We start from the raw sequence: 18,036 nt of genomic DNA, 5'->3' as shown, positions 1-18,036 counted from the left end.
AGAATATGCAGAGTAACTTATTAAAAGTTTTAGGAATACTCGCTATAGTAGCAACGCTAGTTTGCTTTATTTTTGCAGCACTTGGTATGATAGGAGCAGTAAAAGTCGGTAATGGCTGTTATATGAGATATGCTCCGGACGGTAAAGGAGGCTCGGATTCAATAACCGGTACTATAACCCTTAATGCTAATGCTAATCATGTAAACACTTCTAAAATGCTACCTGACGGCACAACTCAGCTCATTCCTGATCCTACTCGTTACAATGAATGGTTAAATACCCAGGTGCTAGTAGAAAACAACCAACAGGTGAATTTACAAGTGGTCGGTCAGACTAGTTTATGTTTAGCTTATATACCAAAAGATAATTTACAACGTACAGGAGCTGGATCTAATTTAGACGATAGCGGTAAAATGATTCCAATCCCTCGTGTTACCGATGCAAATAATCCGCCTGTCTCTCTAATAATGGATGCAAAAAATAATGAATGGCGTAATATTACCGAATTATATGCTAATGATAGAGTTTTAGTTTCCGTATATCCTAGTTTTGTCAGTACGGGTGCAACAGTTAATGATGTTTTTAAAGGTAATGTGGTTAAGAAAGATTGCTCACAAAATCAAACTTCCTACGATCCGATTTGTGGAAAATATTCTATTTATTCCGGTCCATATGTTAATGCTTGCGAATTGAAGCAGAATTATTGGAAAGGCAATAAACGTAGAGAAAAATGTTCAGGATGGTGTCTTGCGGGTTGTATTCATCCAGAGGGTGGTCAATTCTGGTGTAATCTTGCGGGTGCTTGTTGTACTTATTGGATATGCGATTCTTTATCTGCTTGGGTAAATCACGAGGGCTACATGCCGGAAGCTTATAAAGATGACGATAGTTTTACCTTTAATTGGTCAGATAATCCGGGTAATTTATATATAAATTACATGAATATAAAATGTAATAATGCTAATATTGGTCAAAAACCTGTCGGAACTTGTCCCGATAATGATGATTATAGTGTATCAAAAGATAAAGATTATATAAATGGAGATTTTCAAAAGAATCGGAGATTTTGGTATACGGCTGATGGTAAAGGAGGCAAAGGACCAACCGGATTAATGTGGCAGCTTAGTCATGATCCTCAGGATAATCAATTTGCTAAGTTTGTTGCAGATTCAGATCAACCGCCTGAGTATAAAGATAAAGACGGTAAATATATATATAAAGTTGTATATAATATACCTTTTAACAGTAATATTGAAAAAAGTTATTTACAATATAGGCTTTGGTCTCCCACCTCACAAGATGCTAATAAGAATACGGGCGGATATGTTCTAAATATTAAACAGACTAGATGCTATAGAGAGAACGGTAATAGTTTTAACGATACTTTTGATGATCGGGGACAAGTGCAATATATAATAGTACCGGCTTCAGAAGATCCAAATTCTAAAGATTCCAACGGCAACCCTATTAAACCTTATTCAGTCACCGGAATTAACGTTGATAGTGATGGTAAAGCTACCCCCCCTATTACAGCAAACGAAGCGGGTTATATATGGATGAAAATTCTAAATGATCCGAAGGATTATAAAGACAGTGACGGTAGCTATAAAGTACATTTCTCAACATCCTTAAAAGTAGGAAGTTTTACTATTAAAGTAATGGAGCCATTACTTCAGTTATTTAAAACTAAAGTTCAAGGGGCTGCTACTTCTATTTTTAAAAATATGGTATGTTATAAAGCCACTGATAATTCATCATGTACTAACTTTTTTACCTATATTAAAGCAATTTTAATTCTATATGTGATGACTTATGGAGCAATGTTCTTGCTCGGCTTTGCCAAGATAAACCAAAAAGAGCTAGTAATTAGAATAGCAAAAATCGGAATAGTTAGCGGGCTTATGAACGGTAATACTTTTGAATTTTTCAGTAATTACCTTTTTGATGCAATTACTGGTTTTTCAGACTCAATTATTGCTAATATGAGTGGGTATAGCTTATTTACTTCTACTAATACTATTTCTAATCCTTTTATGTTTTTAGATGCAGTAATGAGTAAAATATTTTTTAGTCAAACATTTATCGCTCAATTACTTGCGCTTCTTTCTCTTGGGCTTAGCGGTATTATATATTTTATAATTACTTTTATTGCGGTCGGTATAGTAATTATTACGGCACTTAGAGCTATTGCCGTTTATATTATGGCATTTATGGCAACTTGTATATTAATCGGTGTAGCTCCTTTATTTATTAGTTTCTTATTATTTGATTTTACTAGGTATTTATTTGATAATTGGGTGAGGTTTACGATCCGCTATATGGTAGAACCGGTAGTTATGATGGCAGGTATTATAGTACTAACACAGCTATTTACCATTTATCTAGATTTTGTTTTAGGTTATAGCGTTTGCTGGAAATGTGCTGTACCGATAAAAATTCCGTTTATCGGTACTATTTTACCTATTGCATTACTGAACGTACCTATCTTCTGTATTAATTGGTTTGCTCCTTGGGGAATGGATTATATGTCAGGTATGATGGGAGTAAATATGCAAAATATCGTAGCTCTGGTTATTATTGCTTACGGTATGTACGGTTATATTGAATTTTCAGGACGTATGGTAGCAAAATTAACTAGCGCTGCCGGACCTTCAGCTACCGGTATGGGGGCAGCAATGTCTGACGCAGCAGAAAATAAAGCATTAAGTCAAATAGGTATGGATGCTAAAACAAGACAAGGTATCGCCGGCAGAGCGGAAAGTCGATTAAAACAACGCAATAAAACGTTAGGTCAGGCTGAAAAAAATAGAAAAAATATGACACAAGAAGGGGGTGAGAAGAAAAATGAAGAACCACCTAAACCTGAGTTGCCGAGATAGAGAGTGAATCAAAAATCGTCATTGCGAGCGACTGAAAGGAGCGTGGCAATCTCGTGAAAGGGATTGCTTCGTCAATTACTTACGTAATTTCCTCGCAATGACAAAAAATAAAAATCACGGTATGACGTGTTGGATAACAATTTAAATTATGAAAATCCCTAAGAGTTTAGTTTTATTAGTTTTGTTTATGGCAATGCCAGCTAAAGCTGTTGATGCTTTTTCATGGATGTCAACCGGTTTTGGTGGGTTAAAAAGCTTACTCGGTTGTTTAGAAGTGCCTGAATTTACAAGTTTTCAAGAGGGCAATATAGGAATTAGTTTATCTACCGCCGGAACTTGGCAGTCAACAGGTAACGCTGTTGAGAAAGGTAAATTGTTAAAAATAAATTGGTCTACTTCAGGTATTACTCCTGAACCTAGAAAATATCTAGTATTATATAGAATTGATCCAAGATTTAGTACGCCGCAAGTTTTCATTAAAACTTATAATTATTCTAAATTACAATTTGAAGCTTTAGGATTTCCTCGTTTTGTTACAGACAATAACAGTGAAACACCGGGGGCTATACCGCCTGATAAAGATCTTGATGCACTTTCATTTAATAAAATGTCTGATTCTGTTAAATATTTTAACTATTCTAACGGTAATTCGAGAATTGAAGTTAAGGCCGGCGATATAGTAAATATTAGTTTAGTGAGTAAAGATAATTTTTTTAGCCCTAATGCTCCAGTATTTCCAAGTACCGTAGATAATATTTTAGCGCAGGAACTTGATAGTTCGATATTTGCCGCTTCCGCACTTTATACTGAAAGCAACCTTGGCAACTTTGATAATAGAATAATTTACTCATCTGCAGAGCAGGTATGTAATCTTATAGATGCTTCAAGAGATCCTGACAAACCAAGCGGATGTAGCGGAGCTGGCTCAGCTACAAAATATAAAAGTATAAATAGTAACGAAGCATTAGTCGGCAAACCTATGAGAGTTGGAGTAGTACAGAATTTTATGGGCTTAATTAATTCTTGCCCTATGGGCTCTAATTTAAATACTAGCCCTGCCTGCTATTACGATCAAGGTAGAGGAATGACAATTAAGGTAGGCGGTCAGGTTATTAAGGGGCGGGATCAAAGTTTTGTAAATTCAAGTAGTACTCAAAGTAGCTTTATATATTATCAAGCGACTAGCGGCGGTACTATGGATTTTACTAGCGATTGGCAAACAAATAATATGTTTGCTGAGTCAGCCCTCATGAGTGATTGGAGTCGAAATTTTTCGAATTATAATGATTTTAATGATTTCATAACTAATAAACCTAATCCTAATCCCCCGCCTCCTAAGGTGCCTAAGGATTGGTTAGTTAATTTTTTATATTTTGGTCGTTATGCGATGATTGTTGAAATAGGTAATGGAACAAATTCAATTAGTCCGGGTGATCAGCAAAATATAAGTTTAGAATATGTAATAACACAGGACGGTGCGTTACCTGATTCATCTGTTCGCGGTACGCCAGTAGATTATAATTTTGCAGCTGATGCATCGCAAGATGGATATTTATGGTTAAGGGTAGTAAATCCTAATAGTAATATACAAGGGGTAGTTAGTGTAAATTATGCTAATTATACCGGTACAACTTGGTTTTCGGATATAGTATATAATGGTGCTATTAAACCTATTACCGATCAGTTTAGAACTTTTAGTAAAATGTTCTATATGAATCTAGTTAAAAATTCTGCAGTGCAGAATATAGCTAAAGCTGCATTAACCCTCTATGTTACTATATTTGGACTAATGTTTGTTATGGGAGCATTAAAATTAACTGCCATAGAAGTAATAATACGTATATGCAAAATAGCTATGGTAGCTTTTTTAATTAGAGAAGAAAGCTGGAGTTTCTTTAATACATACTTCTTTAGTGTATTTACTGACGGTATTGATTTCTTTGTAACTAACGTAGTAGGTGCTACAAGCTCTAGATCTAATATTTTTGGTTTTATTGATCCTATATTTGATAAATACACTAACGGCAGAATTTGGGGGTTGTTATTTATTGAATTATTACAAATACACAACGGGTTAACATTTATTGCTATTATAACCATCTATGGTCTTATTACTTATTTTAGAGCTGTTTTAGAAGTTATAATAGGTTATGTTATTGCGTTCATAGGGGTAACCGTTATGATTTCATTAGCACCGTTTTTCATAATATTAATGTTATTTGAAAAAACTAAGAGTTTATTTGATAACTGGATATCGACATTGCTTAGTTATGTAGTGCAGCCGACAATATTATTGATTTTCTTTTTATTGATAGATCAGATTTTATCTGAGCAGCTTTTAAAAGTGGTAGTTAGAGCCTGCTGGGATACTCTTATACCGATAAAAATAGGGCTTGATTTAACAAATCTTGGTGTTCCGATCAATTTCTCTTTTACATTACCGTTCTTACCCGGAATACCTTTCTTTGTACCGGATGTTCCGGAAATTAGTAGTTCTAATATTTTAACAAATAATACTAATACCTTCTTAGTATTATTTACTACAGCTTTATTATTTTATTCATATTGCTTGATGTCATATGGTTTAGTAACTTTTGTAAATATAGTAGTCGGAATGCTTACAAATGTTACGCCGGCACGAATATCAGGAAATTATCAAGAACGTTCTGATCCTGTAGGAGCTGTTATGGATGATATATTACTAAAACCAACTAATAAGGATGGTACAAAGGGATCTTCAAGGATTAAGAGTGCCGTAATGGCTCCGGTAAATCTTTTCAAGGATAAAATAATTGATCAAAATTATAAAGCTAGAGAACCTCAAGGTGGCGGTGAACATATAAGTAAATTTTTATCTGAACGTAATGATGTATCGAAGAAAGAAGAAGAGAGAAAGTAGTATAGGTTATTTTAGTGTCATCCCAGCTAATTTGAAAATCGCCATTTCGAGTAGCCGTAGGCTGTGCGGCAATCTCATGAAATAATAACAAACTTCTGGGATTGCTTCGTCAATTACTTACGTAATTTCCTCGCAATGACGTTGAAATTAAGAATATAAAAATAACACATAAAAAATAAATGAACAAAAATATTTTTATTACATTATTAATATCGTTATTGCTGCTGCTTTCCGGTTGTAGTGGTGATACTTGTATTGATCCTGATGATTTTGGTTTTATCAAATTCAATGTCTCTTCTAGATATGATCAGGAAGAAATTACTTCAAGACAAGAGGGTGATCAAGTAGCACCGTGGCGTGACAGTGCTTATAAAGTAAACGGCTATCCGTTAACAGTTATGGTAAGACCATGGAATTATATACTTGGAGATAAAAATACTTCAGGTCAGTTATCTGCATGGTGTCCATGGTACGGTCAAAAGAATAATACAACTACTTTGGCTGCTTTTTGTGTTAAGCTACAACCGTGTACTTTTTGGGATAATGCTAGGCTTGATATGTGTACTCCTAATCCCGCAAGTCAAAATGATGCAATGATTAGTAATGCTCCATGTATAATGACAGACGGCGTCGGGCTTTATTTTCTTATTGCCGCTAAAAATGCTGATCCTAATATTTCACCGGATAAACAGCGTAAACCGGACGGTATAACTCAACATTTAGGAGAGCTCACTTCGAGTGTAGGCTATGACTTTTATAGTATTAGTAGTACGGGACAATTCTTAAAAGCCGGGGGTATAAATTATCAATATAAAGGTGAAGATAAGTCAAAACATGCTCAATCGCCCCTTTATTTTAAGATTATAGATAAATTTTATAATGATAATAGCGGGCAATATAGATTAGTAATAAAGTCCGGAGTTAGTGATACTAGACCCGATCCATTACAATTTTTAACTGATTTAATAAAAGGAGTATTGTTTGGTAACGATGGGATCATAAAGAAAACTTATCAACAAATAATTGATACGCCGGGTTATAGGATGAGTGTCTCGGCTATTTTAACTCTATATATAATGTTTACGGGCTCCTCCTTTTTAATAGGTAATATAAACCTTACTCATGTCGAACTTATAGTTAGAATATTAAAAGTTAGTATAGTTTCAATATTATTAAGCACTAGTAAAGCTTGGACATTTTTTCATGATTATTTATTCGTATTTTTTATTGATGGGGTTCAGCAAATACTACAAATAGTTAATGAGGCTTCGGCTACTGGTCCGGGTTCTCAAAGCTTGCTTGGGTTACTTATTTCTCCTCAAACTTTATCTAAATTATTTTCGTTACTGTTTGTTGATTGGCTTGGCTTTATATATATCATTCTATATATGATAGCCCTGTATTTTATTTTCTTCCTTATATTTAAAGCTACTATTATCTATCTCACTGCCCTTATAACTATCGGTATGATTATAATTATGGGGCCGATATTTATTTGTTTTATGTTGTTTAATATAACTCGTTCGTTATTTGAGAATTGGTTAAGACAATTAATATCATACGCATTACAGCCTATAATTTTATTTGCCGGTATCGCTTTTATTTCAATGATAATCAGAAGTGAAGTATATTCAACACTCGGTTTTGCTGTATGTAAGCATGATTTTCCTAATTTAGGTCCGATAAATGAAATATTTGGTAGTTTCCTTGAGGATATAGATCCAAGCCTCAGTAATTCAATATTTTATTGGTGGTTCCCCGTACCAATGAAAGGCGGTATAAATAATTTCCACAAAGCAAAGATATTAGTTCCTAAAGATTATATAAAAGATGATGGTACTACGCACTGTTCTGCGTATGAGTGTATAGAGGAACGCTATATTGAGTTACCGTTTTTAGATTTAGTTAAAGATGCAAAAAGGATTAGTAATTTTATAAATGGGAAATTTGTCCAACTTGATGGGATATTACTAATTTTTGTGTCTATTTATTTGCTAAGTAAATTTAACGATACTGCTATATCGACGGCACAGTTTATTGCCGGTACTTCAGGTAATTTAACGGATATACAAAAAGTTAATCAGCAATCTTATGATTCGGCTGCAAAACAAATGAACAGGCCGCTAAGTTATGTGGCTAAGACGGTAAGTGCACCTATAACTACACGGGTAAGTGCGAAGGTAGAGGAAGCTAGCATGTCCGTTGCCAAAGGATTTGAGGGTATGATGATGGGAAGACTTGAAAAGCAAGCCCTTGGCCCTTCTGCTAATAAAGCCATACAAAATGAGGTTAAAAGAAAATACGGCATAGATTCTAAAGATGTAAAAATGAATGCTATTACGGACTATGAAAACGGTATTTCAGGGTTATTAAAGAATTTACCTAAAGGGAATGAATTAAAAGCAAAAGAACTATCGCAAATGAAATTTACTCAGCTTCGAGATAAAATTGCCGCAAATAAATATGAAGTGAAAGATTACGCCGCTTTAAGTAAAGAGCAAAAAACTGAGCTTGATAAGTCATTAAAAGATGCTAACTTACGTGAACTCGCTAGTGACGCAAGCTTTACTAAGGACTATCAAGATGCTTATAAGTATGCCCACCAAGCAATGTCAGGGCGAGGTGTTGGTCTGTTTGGTAAGAATATAGGAGTGCTTAGAAGTTGGCAAGAGATGGAACATCGTATTGATACAAAACGTAACCTAAAAGAAGAAAAGCGCGTAGGTATAGGTGAAAAAATCTATGCCGGTTATACGGGATTAAAGCGAGAAGCATTAACTGCTATAGTTGGTAAAGATTTACGTGATAAATATGAGGGTAATCTCACAAGTGCCGAATGGCATGATTTTGAATATAACGACCCAAGACTTAGAACTTATAGCGAAAAATTAAAAGATGAAGAAAAAGCGCGAGAATTTAGTGAGCTTCAAATGCATATTAATAAGGAAACGCTGGCTGCTCAAGCAGATATATTATCTCCTGAATATTTAGCAAGGCTAGAGAAAACAGGTAGACAGAGTGATGCGGAATATTATCAAGAATTAGCTCAAAGAAAGCTCATTCATGAAGTGCGTAGTAGGTTATTCGAAGATGATGATCCGGTGATGATGGGTGATAGATTTATGCGTGAAAAAGCTACTGACTCTCAGATGCATGATATGATAGATAACGCTCATAGAAAACATGCGCAATTTATAGATGAAGATCGATATACTCGTCGTCAAGAGCATTATGATATTGTACATGAGAAAGCTCAGGAAAATATAGAGCAAACGTATAAAGAGCTTAAAGATCATTTTAAAAGAGATGATATCAAGATCGAAGAAATACCGGCATTAATAACACAAAAAGTTAAAGATACCACCGAGGGAGTTGAAATAGACCAAAAGATTACAGAAGAGCTTAATAACTTTAATGCTGATGTTAAAAATTATGAATATAGTACTGAAGTGTTAAATAAAATAGAGGATAGAAAGCAAGCTATTACCGATGAAGTAAATGCTCAGATCGATCAGGTTAATAAGTATAGGGAAAATGCAAAAATGCAAACCTATGTAAAACCTATAGTAAATGAGGGTAGAAAACTAAGAAAATTAGAAGATCATTTGAGAGGGGTGAAGTAGTATACTCGCTCAATTTGAAAAATTGGTTACGTCGTCTTTGTAAGACCTCGAATGCTCATGTATTAAGTATACGCTCCGCCCCTTGGCTTACAGACCGATTACTCTTTTTCAAATTAAGCTTCGTCTACCAATCAATTACTAGCCACTTGTCCGGCGTTGCATGACTCTTATGTCATTCCCGCGAAAGCGGGAATCCAGAAAAAAATATCAATATAGCAAATTTTTAAAATTAAAAGCTCGATTTATCTCGCTTTAGGCTGGATTCCCGCTTTTAGCTAGGAATGACATAAAGTAAAAATTGTCCGCTACTAGAGGACAAGCCACGGGATGACATTGCGTATATACACTGTTGCGCTAATAGTACTTAAGAAATTCCCACTAAAAACAATAATTAGTTTTCCATATATTAATTGGGCTATATATTATTTAATAATATATATAATTACTAATTATTATTAAGGGGTTTATGAAGAAACAACATATAATAAACGAGACATTTTTAGATGCGATTCTAGCTAAGAAATTAGGCGCTACTTACACTCCTCCAAAAGAAATCAACGATCCTGACTTTGATGAAGCAGCAAAGCATTTCATCAATCTATTACTTAGAGCAGACGGCTTTAAGCCTGTTAAAACTGCCGTAGTTCATCCGATCGATAAAGAATCATTATTCGGAGCAGTTAGAGCATCACAACTTGATATAATAAAACCGATTCTTATAGGACCGCAACATAAAATCGAATCAGTAGCAAAAGTTAATAATGTAGATCTTGAGGGTTATCAGCTTATTAATGTTGAGCATAGCCACGAAGCAGCAAAAAAAGCTGTAGAGCTTGCAAAGAAAAGAGAAGTTGCAGCGATTATGAAAGGGTCGCTGCATACTGATGAGCTTATGTCTGCGGTAGTTCATAAAGAGAATGGTCTTCGTACTGAACGCCGTATAAGCCATGCTTTTTTAATGGCCGTTGCTACTTTTCCAAAGCCTTTTATTATTAGCGATGCTGCTATTAATATCCGCCCTACTCTAGAAGATAAGCGTGATATAGTACAGAATGCTATTGATTTAATGCATATGATCAAAGAAGAAAAGCAGGTTAGAGTTGCAGTATTATCGGCAGTTGAGACAGTAACCTCTGCAATTCCTACAACCCTTGATGCTGCCGCTTTATCAAAAATGGCAGATCGTGGACAGATTACGAATGCTATAGTTGATGGTCCCCTTGCGTTTGACAATGCTATATCTTTATTTGCGGCTGAAGCGAAAGGTATTAGCTCTGCAGTTTCAGGAAATGCTGATATATTAGTAGTGCCTGATCTTGAATCAGGTAATATGCTTGCAAAGCAGCTAAAATATTTGGGACAAGCGGTTATGGCAGGTATCGTGCTTGGGGCCCGTGTGCCGATTATTCTAACCAGCAGATCTGACCCTATGGATATGCGTGTTATTTCCTGCGTACTTGCTTCATTTATTTATAACAATACCAAGGCAAAGTTACATATCCAAGCAGGTAAATAATATGAAAGATGTTATTTTAATAGCTAATGCTGGATCATCTAGTTTGAAAATTTCTATTTTTGAAATTCAGAATAAAAAAGTTAAGGATAAAATTTATAATATTTTTTTAGAAAAAAATGATAATAAAATATTATTTCATATAAATAAAAAACAAGAATTTGCTATCGACATTAAAGATGATGCTATTGAAGTGATGATTGATCTTTTTGAAGATTGGTGGAAAAAACAAGAGAATCTCAATTTAATTGCAACCGGTCACCGTATTGTCCATGGTGGAAAAAATTTTAATAAACCGGTTATTGTTAATGAAAAAATTAGCGAAGATTTGAGAGCATTAATACCCCTAAGCCCCTTGCATCAACCTTATAATTTGCAGGTACTGGATTTATTTCTTCAAAAATATAAAGAAATCTCGCATATAGCATGTTTCGATACGTCGTTTCATTTTACCAATCCGCCTATTACAAAAGCTTTCGGTTTACCGAAAAAATATTATGATAAAGGGGTAATTCGTTACGGTTTTCATGGGTTATCATATAAATATGTTAGCAACCATTTTAAAGAAATGACAAAGGAAGATTTACCTGCAAAGACTATTATAGCCCACTTAGGAAGCGGTAGTAGTCTATGTGCTATTAAAAACGGTCTCAGTTTAACAAGTTCCATGGGCTTTAGTGTACTTGACGGTGTTATGATGGGTACAAGAACAGGTAACCTTGACCCTGGAGTAGTGTTATATCTTATCGATCATGAGAAAATGACTACACAAGAAATAACTGAGTTATTATATAAGAAATCAGGCTTGCTAGGTATGTCCGGTGAAAGCTCTGATATGCGCACTTTGCTTGCCAGTAACTCGCCTGATGCTAAATTTGCTATAGATTTATTCGTGTATCGCATTGTACTTGAAATAGGTAAGCTAACCGCTGCACTTGAGGGGGTTGATTGTCTAATTTTTACTGCCGGTGTTGGACAGCATTCCGCTGTAATACGTGAAATGATTACCGAAAAACTTTTATGGCTAGGTATTAAAATAGATGATGTAAAAAACCAAAAAAACGAGCATCTAATAAGTGCTGAAAGCAGTAAGGTTAAAGTTTTCGCTGTGCCGACAAACGAAGAGCTAATCATTGCCGAGGAAATGCTGATGTTTTTTTATAACACAAATTAGTTAATTTTTGATTACTTATAAATATATTTTATTTATTAACTTTCTTTAAAATAAAAGATATGCAACTATAGGTATATTTTTAACTTAAATATTGGAGAAAGTTATGGTAGAAAAGTTTGATAAAAAGAAAGTAGAAAAATAATAGAGGATATTAAGAATGATAAGATAAATCCATTCTCTCTTTCCCCCAATAGTGATGAAAAGGCTGAGAAGGCCAGTAAAGCTTACAAAGAGCATTAAAAATAGAAGAAGAAGCAAAAAATGCAGAAGAAACTTTAAGTAAAGATGCTCAAAGACGCTTAAATAAAATAAAAACTCGTTATAAAAAAGCCGTCGAAGAAAGAATGAAGGATATTAAAAACAATAAGATAAATCCATATAGTGATACAATGAAGCAGGGTTCTAAAGTGGATTTTATAGAAAGGCAAGTTATAGCTAAAAACGCAGCCGAAGGTTATAAGGTCGCATTAAAAATAGAGCAGCAAGCAAAAGAAACAGGTGTTAGTTTAGATAAAGATGCCATGAGACGCTTAGAGAAAATAAAAAGTCGTTATATGGCAGCTGATAAGGAAGCGAAACTTAAAAAACAACAAAGCGATCAAGCTTATAAAACGAATCAACAAAAAGCTGAAGCATTTAGAAGTGACGCAACAACTGCTACTAGAAAACAAAGAAAAGAAGATTATAGAACAGGGGATGGGGTAGATAATCAAATTATAATTGTATTGTATTAATTGGTACTATGCACTATTTTAAAAATATGCTTCTATTACGCGCCACAATCTTAACCGTTTTTCCTGAAATGTTCCCCGGGGCTCTAGGACATTCTTTAGCAGGTCGGGCTCTGAAAAAAAATATTTGGTCATATGACGTTATAAATATTCGAGATTTCGGTCTAACTAAGCACAAAAATGTTGATGATGAGGCTTACGGAGGAGGTAGCGGGCTTATAATGCGTCCTGATGTTCTAGGTAGTAGCATAGATCATGCTTTATCTTTAAATCCTAATGCTCAGATTTACTATCCATCACCTCGCGGTAGAGTCTTTACCCAAAGCTTTGCTAAAGAGATGTTACAGGGTCAAAATCTTATATTCTTATGCGGACGTTATGAAGGGATTGACGAACGTGTAATTGAAGAGTATAATATCATGGAAATTAGTGTGGGTGACTACATTTTATCCGGCGGAGAAATACCTACTCTTACCATTCTTGATTGCTTAATTAGGCTACTTCCTGAGGTGTTGATAAATCAAAATACCTTATCTTCCGAGTCTTTTGAAGAAGACGGGGAATTTAAAGGAGGGCTTGAATGCGGTCTATATACAAGACCTGAAATTTGGCGCGATCGAGCTGTACCGAGTGTTTTATTATCCGGTAATCATAAACTAATTAATGAATGGAAAAGAGAGCAGTCTCTTATGATTACTAAATTACGCCGTCCGGAGTTACTTAAAGATTTATAGTATGGAGTTAATAAAATGAATATTATTGATAGTTTTGAACAAGAAAATATTTCAAAACTTACGGCAAATAAAAAGATCCCTGATTTTGAAGCCGGTGATACAGTTAAAGTAACCGTTAAAATTATCGATAGATCAATTGAAAAAGACGGTAAGGAAAAGCTATCAGAAAGATTTCAAGCTTATGAAGGTGTAGTTATCGCTAAAAGAAATCGTGGCATTACCTCATCTTTTTTAGTACGTAAAATTAGTCACGGTGAAGGTGTTGAGAGACGCTTTATGATTTACTCGCCGATAGTACACTCTATTGATGTAGTAAAGTACGGGGTAGTTCGTCGTGCTAAACTCTACTATTTAAGAGAAAGAAGCGGTAAGTCGGCTAGAATTAAGGAAAGATACGTTCATGTTTCTAAAAAACTTGAAGCCAAAGCAGCAGAAGCTTAAGAATATTCGCAGCTAACGTCATTCCTAGCTCAGCATTATTGCGTGGATTGATTTCACTGCTGCCATTCCGCGACTTGATCACGGGATCCAGTTTAAAATACTAAAGTCATCAGTATCTCTTATTGTTTTTCTGGATTCCGCGGTCAAGCCACGGGATGACAAGGAGAATTCTAGATTCCCGCTTTCGTGGGAATGGCATTAATCTACGTAGCAAGACACTAAATTCCTAAAGTATCTCTATAAAGTTCAAGCATAGCGTCCTGCTCGGCAAGTTTATCTTTATCTAATTTCTTTAGTTTCAATATAGATTTCATAGCCTTAACATCAAATCCATGTGAAGAAGCATCTTGGAAAATATTTTTGACTTCTTCCGATAAATCAGCTTTTTCTTGTTCTAATCTTTCTATTTTGCTTATATACTGCTCTAATTGTTCTTTTACTACTACTTCTGACATAAAAAATCATTTAACCTTTTTGAATTTACTATATAATACAAATATACTGCCTGTATTTCAAGAATTGTTCTTTCATTTTATCAAGGATTTGCATCCTCACCTATTAAGTATAGGCTGTGGGTGTTCACCTCTCAAAATAAAATGAGGGTTCTTGAAGTACAAGTAGTATATAACTTTCATTCAACGAAATAGTAATAATGCAAATTTACCCTTTAAGGCTTTTACCGAATAAAATCAATTTTGATTTTATGAACTTTAAAAAAGTCAGCTACAGTTTCTCAATTATTTTATCACTTATTAGCTTTATTTGGATCGGTATATATAAATTTAATTTCGGTATTGATTTTGCCGGCGGTATAGTTATTGAAGTAAGGCTTGATCAAGCCCCTGATTTGCCAAGAATGCGGGGGGTTCTAGGCGAGCTTGGAATAGGTGAGGTGGTCTTACAAAATTTCGGTAGTGAGCGTGATCTATCAATTAGATTCGGTAGTAGTAGTGAAGAAAATCTTATGAAAAATATTGAGCTAATTAAAGCGTCTTTGCAAAATAATTTTCCATATAAGTTTGAATATCGTAAGGTAGATTTTGTCGGTCCGCAGGTTGGTAAACAGTTAATAGAAGCAGGGACTATGGCAATGTTGTTTTCTTTCTTAGCGATTATGGTTTATATTTGGTTGCGTTTTGAGTGGTATTTTGGTCTTGGTATACTTATCGCTTTAGTGCATGATGTAATACTTGCTCTTGGGTTTATGAGTATGACAAAGCTTGATTTTAACTTAAGTACTATTGCCGCAGTGTTAACTATTATAGGTTATTCCGTTAATGATTCAGTAGTAATATATGATAGGATTAGAGAGAATTTACGCAAATATCATAAAAAAGACATTACGCAAATTATAAATTTAAGTATTAATGAGACTTTATCAAGAACTATTTTAACGGTAATTACTACGCTACTTGCCAATTTAGCCCTTATTCTTTTTGGTGGTGAGGCGATCCGTAGTTTTAGCGTACTTGTATTTTTTGGGATAATAGCCGGCACTTATTCCTCGATTTTTATATCAGCTCCAATACTTACAGTGTTTGCTAATAGAAAGTTTGAGAAGAAGAAGTAAAGAGTGTTATATGCCATTCCCGCGGAGGCGGGAATCCAGCCTTTCGAATGTTTTTTCTGGATTCTCGCCTCCGCGGGAATGACATAAACGTACATACCGTAATTTCTAAGAGAGTGTATGCTAAAAGAAGAAGACAAAATTTTTACTAATCTACATGGACAGCAAAGCCATGATTTAAAATCTAGCAAGAAGCGAGGCGATTGGGATAATACTAAAGCTTTGCTTGATAAAGGTAGAGGCTTCATTATTGAAGAGGTTAAGAAATCAGGACTTAGAGGGCGAGGCGGTGCTGGGTTTTCTACCGGTATGAAATGGTCTTTTATGCCTAAAAATTCTGAGAAGCCTTGCTATTTAGTAGTAAATGCTGACGAGTCTGAGCCTGGCACATGCAAAGATCGTGATATATTAAGGTCTGAGCCGCATAAATTGATAGAAGGCTGTTTGCTTGCAAGCTTTGCTATAGGAGCGAATAATTGTTATATCTATATTAGAGGTGAGTTTTATAATGAAGCTTCTAATATTCAGCGTGCATTAGATGAAGCTTATAAAGACGGGTTAATAGGAAAGAATGCTTGCGGTTCAGGCTTCGATTGTGATATTTATCTACATCGTGGTGCGGGTGCTTATATTTGTGGCGAAGAAACGGCATTGCTTGAAAGCTTAGAGGGTAAAAAAGGTATGCCACGGCTGAAGCCTCCTTTTCCTGCCGGCTTTGGGTTATATGGCTGCCCGACTACTATAAATAATGTTGAGTCTATCGCAGTAGTACCGACCATTTTAAGACGAGGAGCTAGCTGGTTTGCTGGTATAGGTAAACCTAACAATACGGGAACTAAGGTTTTCTGCATATCCGGCCATGTTAACAAGCCTTGCAATGTTGAAGAAGCAATGGGGGTCCCATTAAAAGAATTGATTGAGAAATACGCCGGTGGTGTTCGAGGCGGTTGGGATAATCTTAAAGCAATAATACCGGGTGGTTCTTCTGTTCCTTTACTTCCTAAGTCATTATGTGAAGTAGATATGGATTTTGATGCTTTGAGAACGGCAGGTTCCGGTCTTGGTACAGGCGGTATTATAGTTATGGATAAATCTACCGATATTATTTATGCTATAGCCCGCCTTAGTAAATTTTATATGCATGAATCGTGTGGACAATGTACTCCTTGCCGTGAGGGTACGGGCTGGATGTGGCGAGTTATGATGCGGCTAGTTAAAGGTAATGCCAAAAAATCCGAAATAGACGAGCTCCTTAACGTTACGAAAGAAATAGAGGGGCATACTATTTGTGCTTTAGGCGATGCGGCAGCTTGGCCGATTCAAGGACTGATACGTCATTTTAGAAGCGAGATTGAAGAGAGGATAAAGAGTTAAGTGTGGCTTGAGGTCCAGTGCTATATGAACGTTTAAGATGTCATTCCTGCGAAAGCAGGAATCCATAAAATAACCTTAATGTTAGTACAATAATTATATATTTTACTAGATTCCCGCTTTCGCAGGAATGACATTAATCCATAAAAAAAGACATATATTATGCAAACTGATAACACAAAATCAAATAATACTAAAACTACAATGCAAGAGTGGGGTTCTTTTGCTTTTGTAATATGTGTCGCTTTACTTATTAGAATACTTGTTATGGAGCCGTTTACCGTTCCGACCGGTTCTATGAAAGCAACCATACTTGAGAATGATTATGTTTTTTCCACAAAATATAGTTATGGTTATAGTAATTATTCTTTGTCATTCTTTGATTTCATCCCTCTTTTTAAAGGGCGGGTATTTGCATGTGAACCTGAGCGTGGAGATATTATAGTTTTTCGCCCTCCTAACGATATGAGTGTTAGATATATAAAGCGTTTAATAGGGATACCCGGCGATAAAATTCAATTGATTGATGACGTAATATATATTAACGACAAAAAAATAGAACGCACGGAAGTTGGAACTTATATAAGCGAAGAGGGAAGAAAATATTTGAAATTTAAAGAAACTTTGCCAAACGGCAGAACTTATTTTTCTTATAAGCTTGCTCCTGTTTTTGGCATTATATCTGATGATAGGTACGGTAATACTGATGTTTTCTATGTACCTGAAGGAAAATATTTCTTTTTAGGAGATAATAGAGATCAGTCAAATGATAGTAGAGTAAATCTTGGATTTGTACCATTTGAAAATTTTATTGCTAAAGCACAATTTATCTGGTTCTCAACAAAAATAACTTGGTGGGATAATGATATAGGAGTTATTAATCTAATATTAAAGTTAAAGCCATGGATTGAGTCTGTTAGACTAAATAGAATTCTCAAGAATCTTTATAGCATGGATTAGTATACTCGTTTAATTTGAAAAATTGTCGGCGTTACTTCTCGCTTATAATACTCACGTAGTATAACTATGCTACGGTTATAAGCTTCAAAGTGCCTTGCTCTTTCCAAATTAAATCTCGTCTACATCGACGTCACATTTATCAGA

General features: G+C 35.0%; 12 protein-coding genes. 11 read left to right on the top strand and 1 reads right to left on the bottom strand.

Annotated elements, in window-relative coordinates:
* Window positions 1-5: 5 nt before the first annotated feature.
* The 8 genes from AAGD46_RS07375 (at window position 6) to rplS (ending at window position 13,994) form a co-directional block, all read left to right on the top strand.
* On the top strand, window positions 6-2,879 hold the full coding sequence (locus AAGD46_RS07375; protein WP_341787138.1) for a type IV secretion system protein: 2,874 nt from the start codon (window positions 6-8) through the stop codon (window positions 2,877-2,879).
* 148 nt (window positions 2,880-3,027) lie between these two features.
* Entirely contained in the window at window positions 3,028-5,778 is a 2,751-nt protein-coding gene (locus AAGD46_RS07370; RefSeq protein ID WP_341787137.1) for a type IV secretion system protein, read from the top strand.
* Window positions 5,779-5,957: 179 nt separating this feature from the next.
* Entirely contained in the window at window positions 5,958-9,401 is a 3,444-nt protein-coding gene (locus AAGD46_RS07365) for a type IV secretion system protein (protein ID WP_341787136.1), read from the top strand.
* A 466-nt stretch (window positions 9,402-9,867) separates the two neighbouring features.
* Entirely contained in the window at window positions 9,868-10,917 is a 1,050-nt protein-coding gene (locus tag AAGD46_RS07355) for a phosphate acetyltransferase (RefSeq protein WP_341787135.1), read from the top strand.
* 1 nt (window position 10,918) lies between these two features.
* The gene (locus AAGD46_RS07350; RefSeq protein ID WP_341787134.1) at window positions 10,919-12,088 is read left to right on the top strand and encodes an acetate/propionate family kinase; all 1,170 of its coding nucleotides are present in this window, start codon (window positions 10,919-10,921) and stop codon (window positions 12,086-12,088) included.
* A gap of 344 nt (window positions 12,089-12,432) precedes the next feature.
* Window positions 12,433-12,822, top strand: a complete 390-nt coding sequence (locus AAGD46_RS07345) for a hypothetical protein (RefSeq protein WP_341787133.1) — start codon at window positions 12,433-12,435, stop codon at window positions 12,820-12,822.
* 26 nt (window positions 12,823-12,848) lie between these two features.
* Window positions 12,849-13,553 (top strand): tRNA (guanosine(37)-N1)-methyltransferase TrmD, encoded by a 705-nt coding sequence (trmD, locus tag AAGD46_RS07340; RefSeq protein WP_341787132.1) that lies wholly within the window; start codon window positions 12,849-12,851, stop codon window positions 13,551-13,553.
* Window positions 13,554-13,568: 15 nt separating this feature from the next.
* The gene (rplS, locus tag AAGD46_RS07335) at window positions 13,569-13,994 is read left to right on the top strand and encodes a 50S ribosomal protein L19 (protein WP_341787131.1); all 426 of its coding nucleotides are present in this window, start codon (window positions 13,569-13,571) and stop codon (window positions 13,992-13,994) included.
* A gap of 218 nt (window positions 13,995-14,212) precedes the next feature.
* On the opposite strand, the gene AAGD46_RS07330 is transcribed toward rplS, so the two are convergent.
* Window positions 14,213-14,449 (bottom strand): DUF2312 domain-containing protein, encoded by a 237-nt coding sequence (locus AAGD46_RS07330; protein WP_341787130.1) that lies wholly within the window; start codon window positions 14,447-14,449, stop codon window positions 14,213-14,215.
* Window positions 14,450-14,646: 197 nt separating this feature from the next.
* On the opposite strand from AAGD46_RS07330, the gene secF reads away from it, so the two are divergent.
* From secF to lepB, 3 genes are all read left to right on the top strand, one after another.
* Window positions 14,647-15,564: a protein translocase subunit SecF gene (gene secF / locus AAGD46_RS07325; protein WP_341787129.1), complete on the top strand. Its 918-nt coding sequence runs from the start codon at window positions 14,647-14,649 to the stop codon at window positions 15,562-15,564.
* Window positions 15,565-15,681: 117 nt separating this feature from the next.
* Window positions 15,682-16,935 (top strand): NADH-quinone oxidoreductase subunit NuoF, encoded by a 1,254-nt coding sequence (nuoF, locus tag AAGD46_RS07320; RefSeq protein WP_341787128.1) that lies wholly within the window; start codon window positions 15,682-15,684, stop codon window positions 16,933-16,935.
* 159 nt (window positions 16,936-17,094) lie between these two features.
* Complete coding sequence (gene lepB / locus AAGD46_RS07315) at window positions 17,095-17,892, top strand: signal peptidase I (protein ID WP_341787127.1); 798 nt, start codon at window positions 17,095-17,097, stop codon at window positions 17,890-17,892.
* Window positions 17,893-18,036: the final 144 nt, after the last annotated feature.

It is taken from the genome of Rickettsia endosymbiont of Cantharis rufa, from assembly GCF_964026445.1.
GTDB lineage: Bacteria > Pseudomonadota > Alphaproteobacteria > Rickettsiales > Rickettsiaceae > Rickettsia.
This window is presented reverse-complemented; position numbering and strand designations above follow the sequence as displayed.

Coding starts and splice junctions, on each gene's coding strand:
- AAGD46_RS07375 (WP_341787138.1), top strand. CDS start 6: ATGCAGAGTAACTTATTAAAAGTTTTAGGAATACTCGCTATAGTAGCA.
- AAGD46_RS07370 (WP_341787137.1), top strand. CDS start 3,028: ATGAAAATCCCTAAGAGTTTAGTTTTATTAGTTTTGTTTATGGCAATG.
- AAGD46_RS07365 (WP_341787136.1), top strand. CDS start 5,958: ATGAACAAAAATATTTTTATTACATTATTAATATCGTTATTGCTGCTG.
- AAGD46_RS07355 (WP_341787135.1), top strand. CDS start 9,868: ATGAAGAAACAACATATAATAAACGAGACATTTTTAGATGCGATTCTA.
- AAGD46_RS07350 (WP_341787134.1), top strand. CDS start 10,919: ATGAAAGATGTTATTTTAATAGCTAATGCTGGATCATCTAGTTTGAAA.
- AAGD46_RS07345 (WP_341787133.1), top strand. CDS start 12,433: ATGAAGGATATTAAAAACAATAAGATAAATCCATATAGTGATACAATG.
- trmD (WP_341787132.1), top strand. CDS start 12,849: ATGCTTCTATTACGCGCCACAATCTTAACCGTTTTTCCTGAAATGTTC.
- rplS (WP_341787131.1), top strand. CDS start 13,569: ATGAATATTATTGATAGTTTTGAACAAGAAAATATTTCAAAACTTACG.
- AAGD46_RS07330 (WP_341787130.1), bottom strand. CDS start 14,449: ATGTCAGAAGTAGTAGTAAAAGAACAATTAGAGCAGTATATAAGCAAA.
- secF (WP_341787129.1), top strand. CDS start 14,647: ATGCAAATTTACCCTTTAAGGCTTTTACCGAATAAAATCAATTTTGAT.
- nuoF (WP_341787128.1), top strand. CDS start 15,682: ATGCTAAAAGAAGAAGACAAAATTTTTACTAATCTACATGGACAGCAA.
- lepB (WP_341787127.1), top strand. CDS start 17,095: ATGCAAACTGATAACACAAAATCAAATAATACTAAAACTACAATGCAA.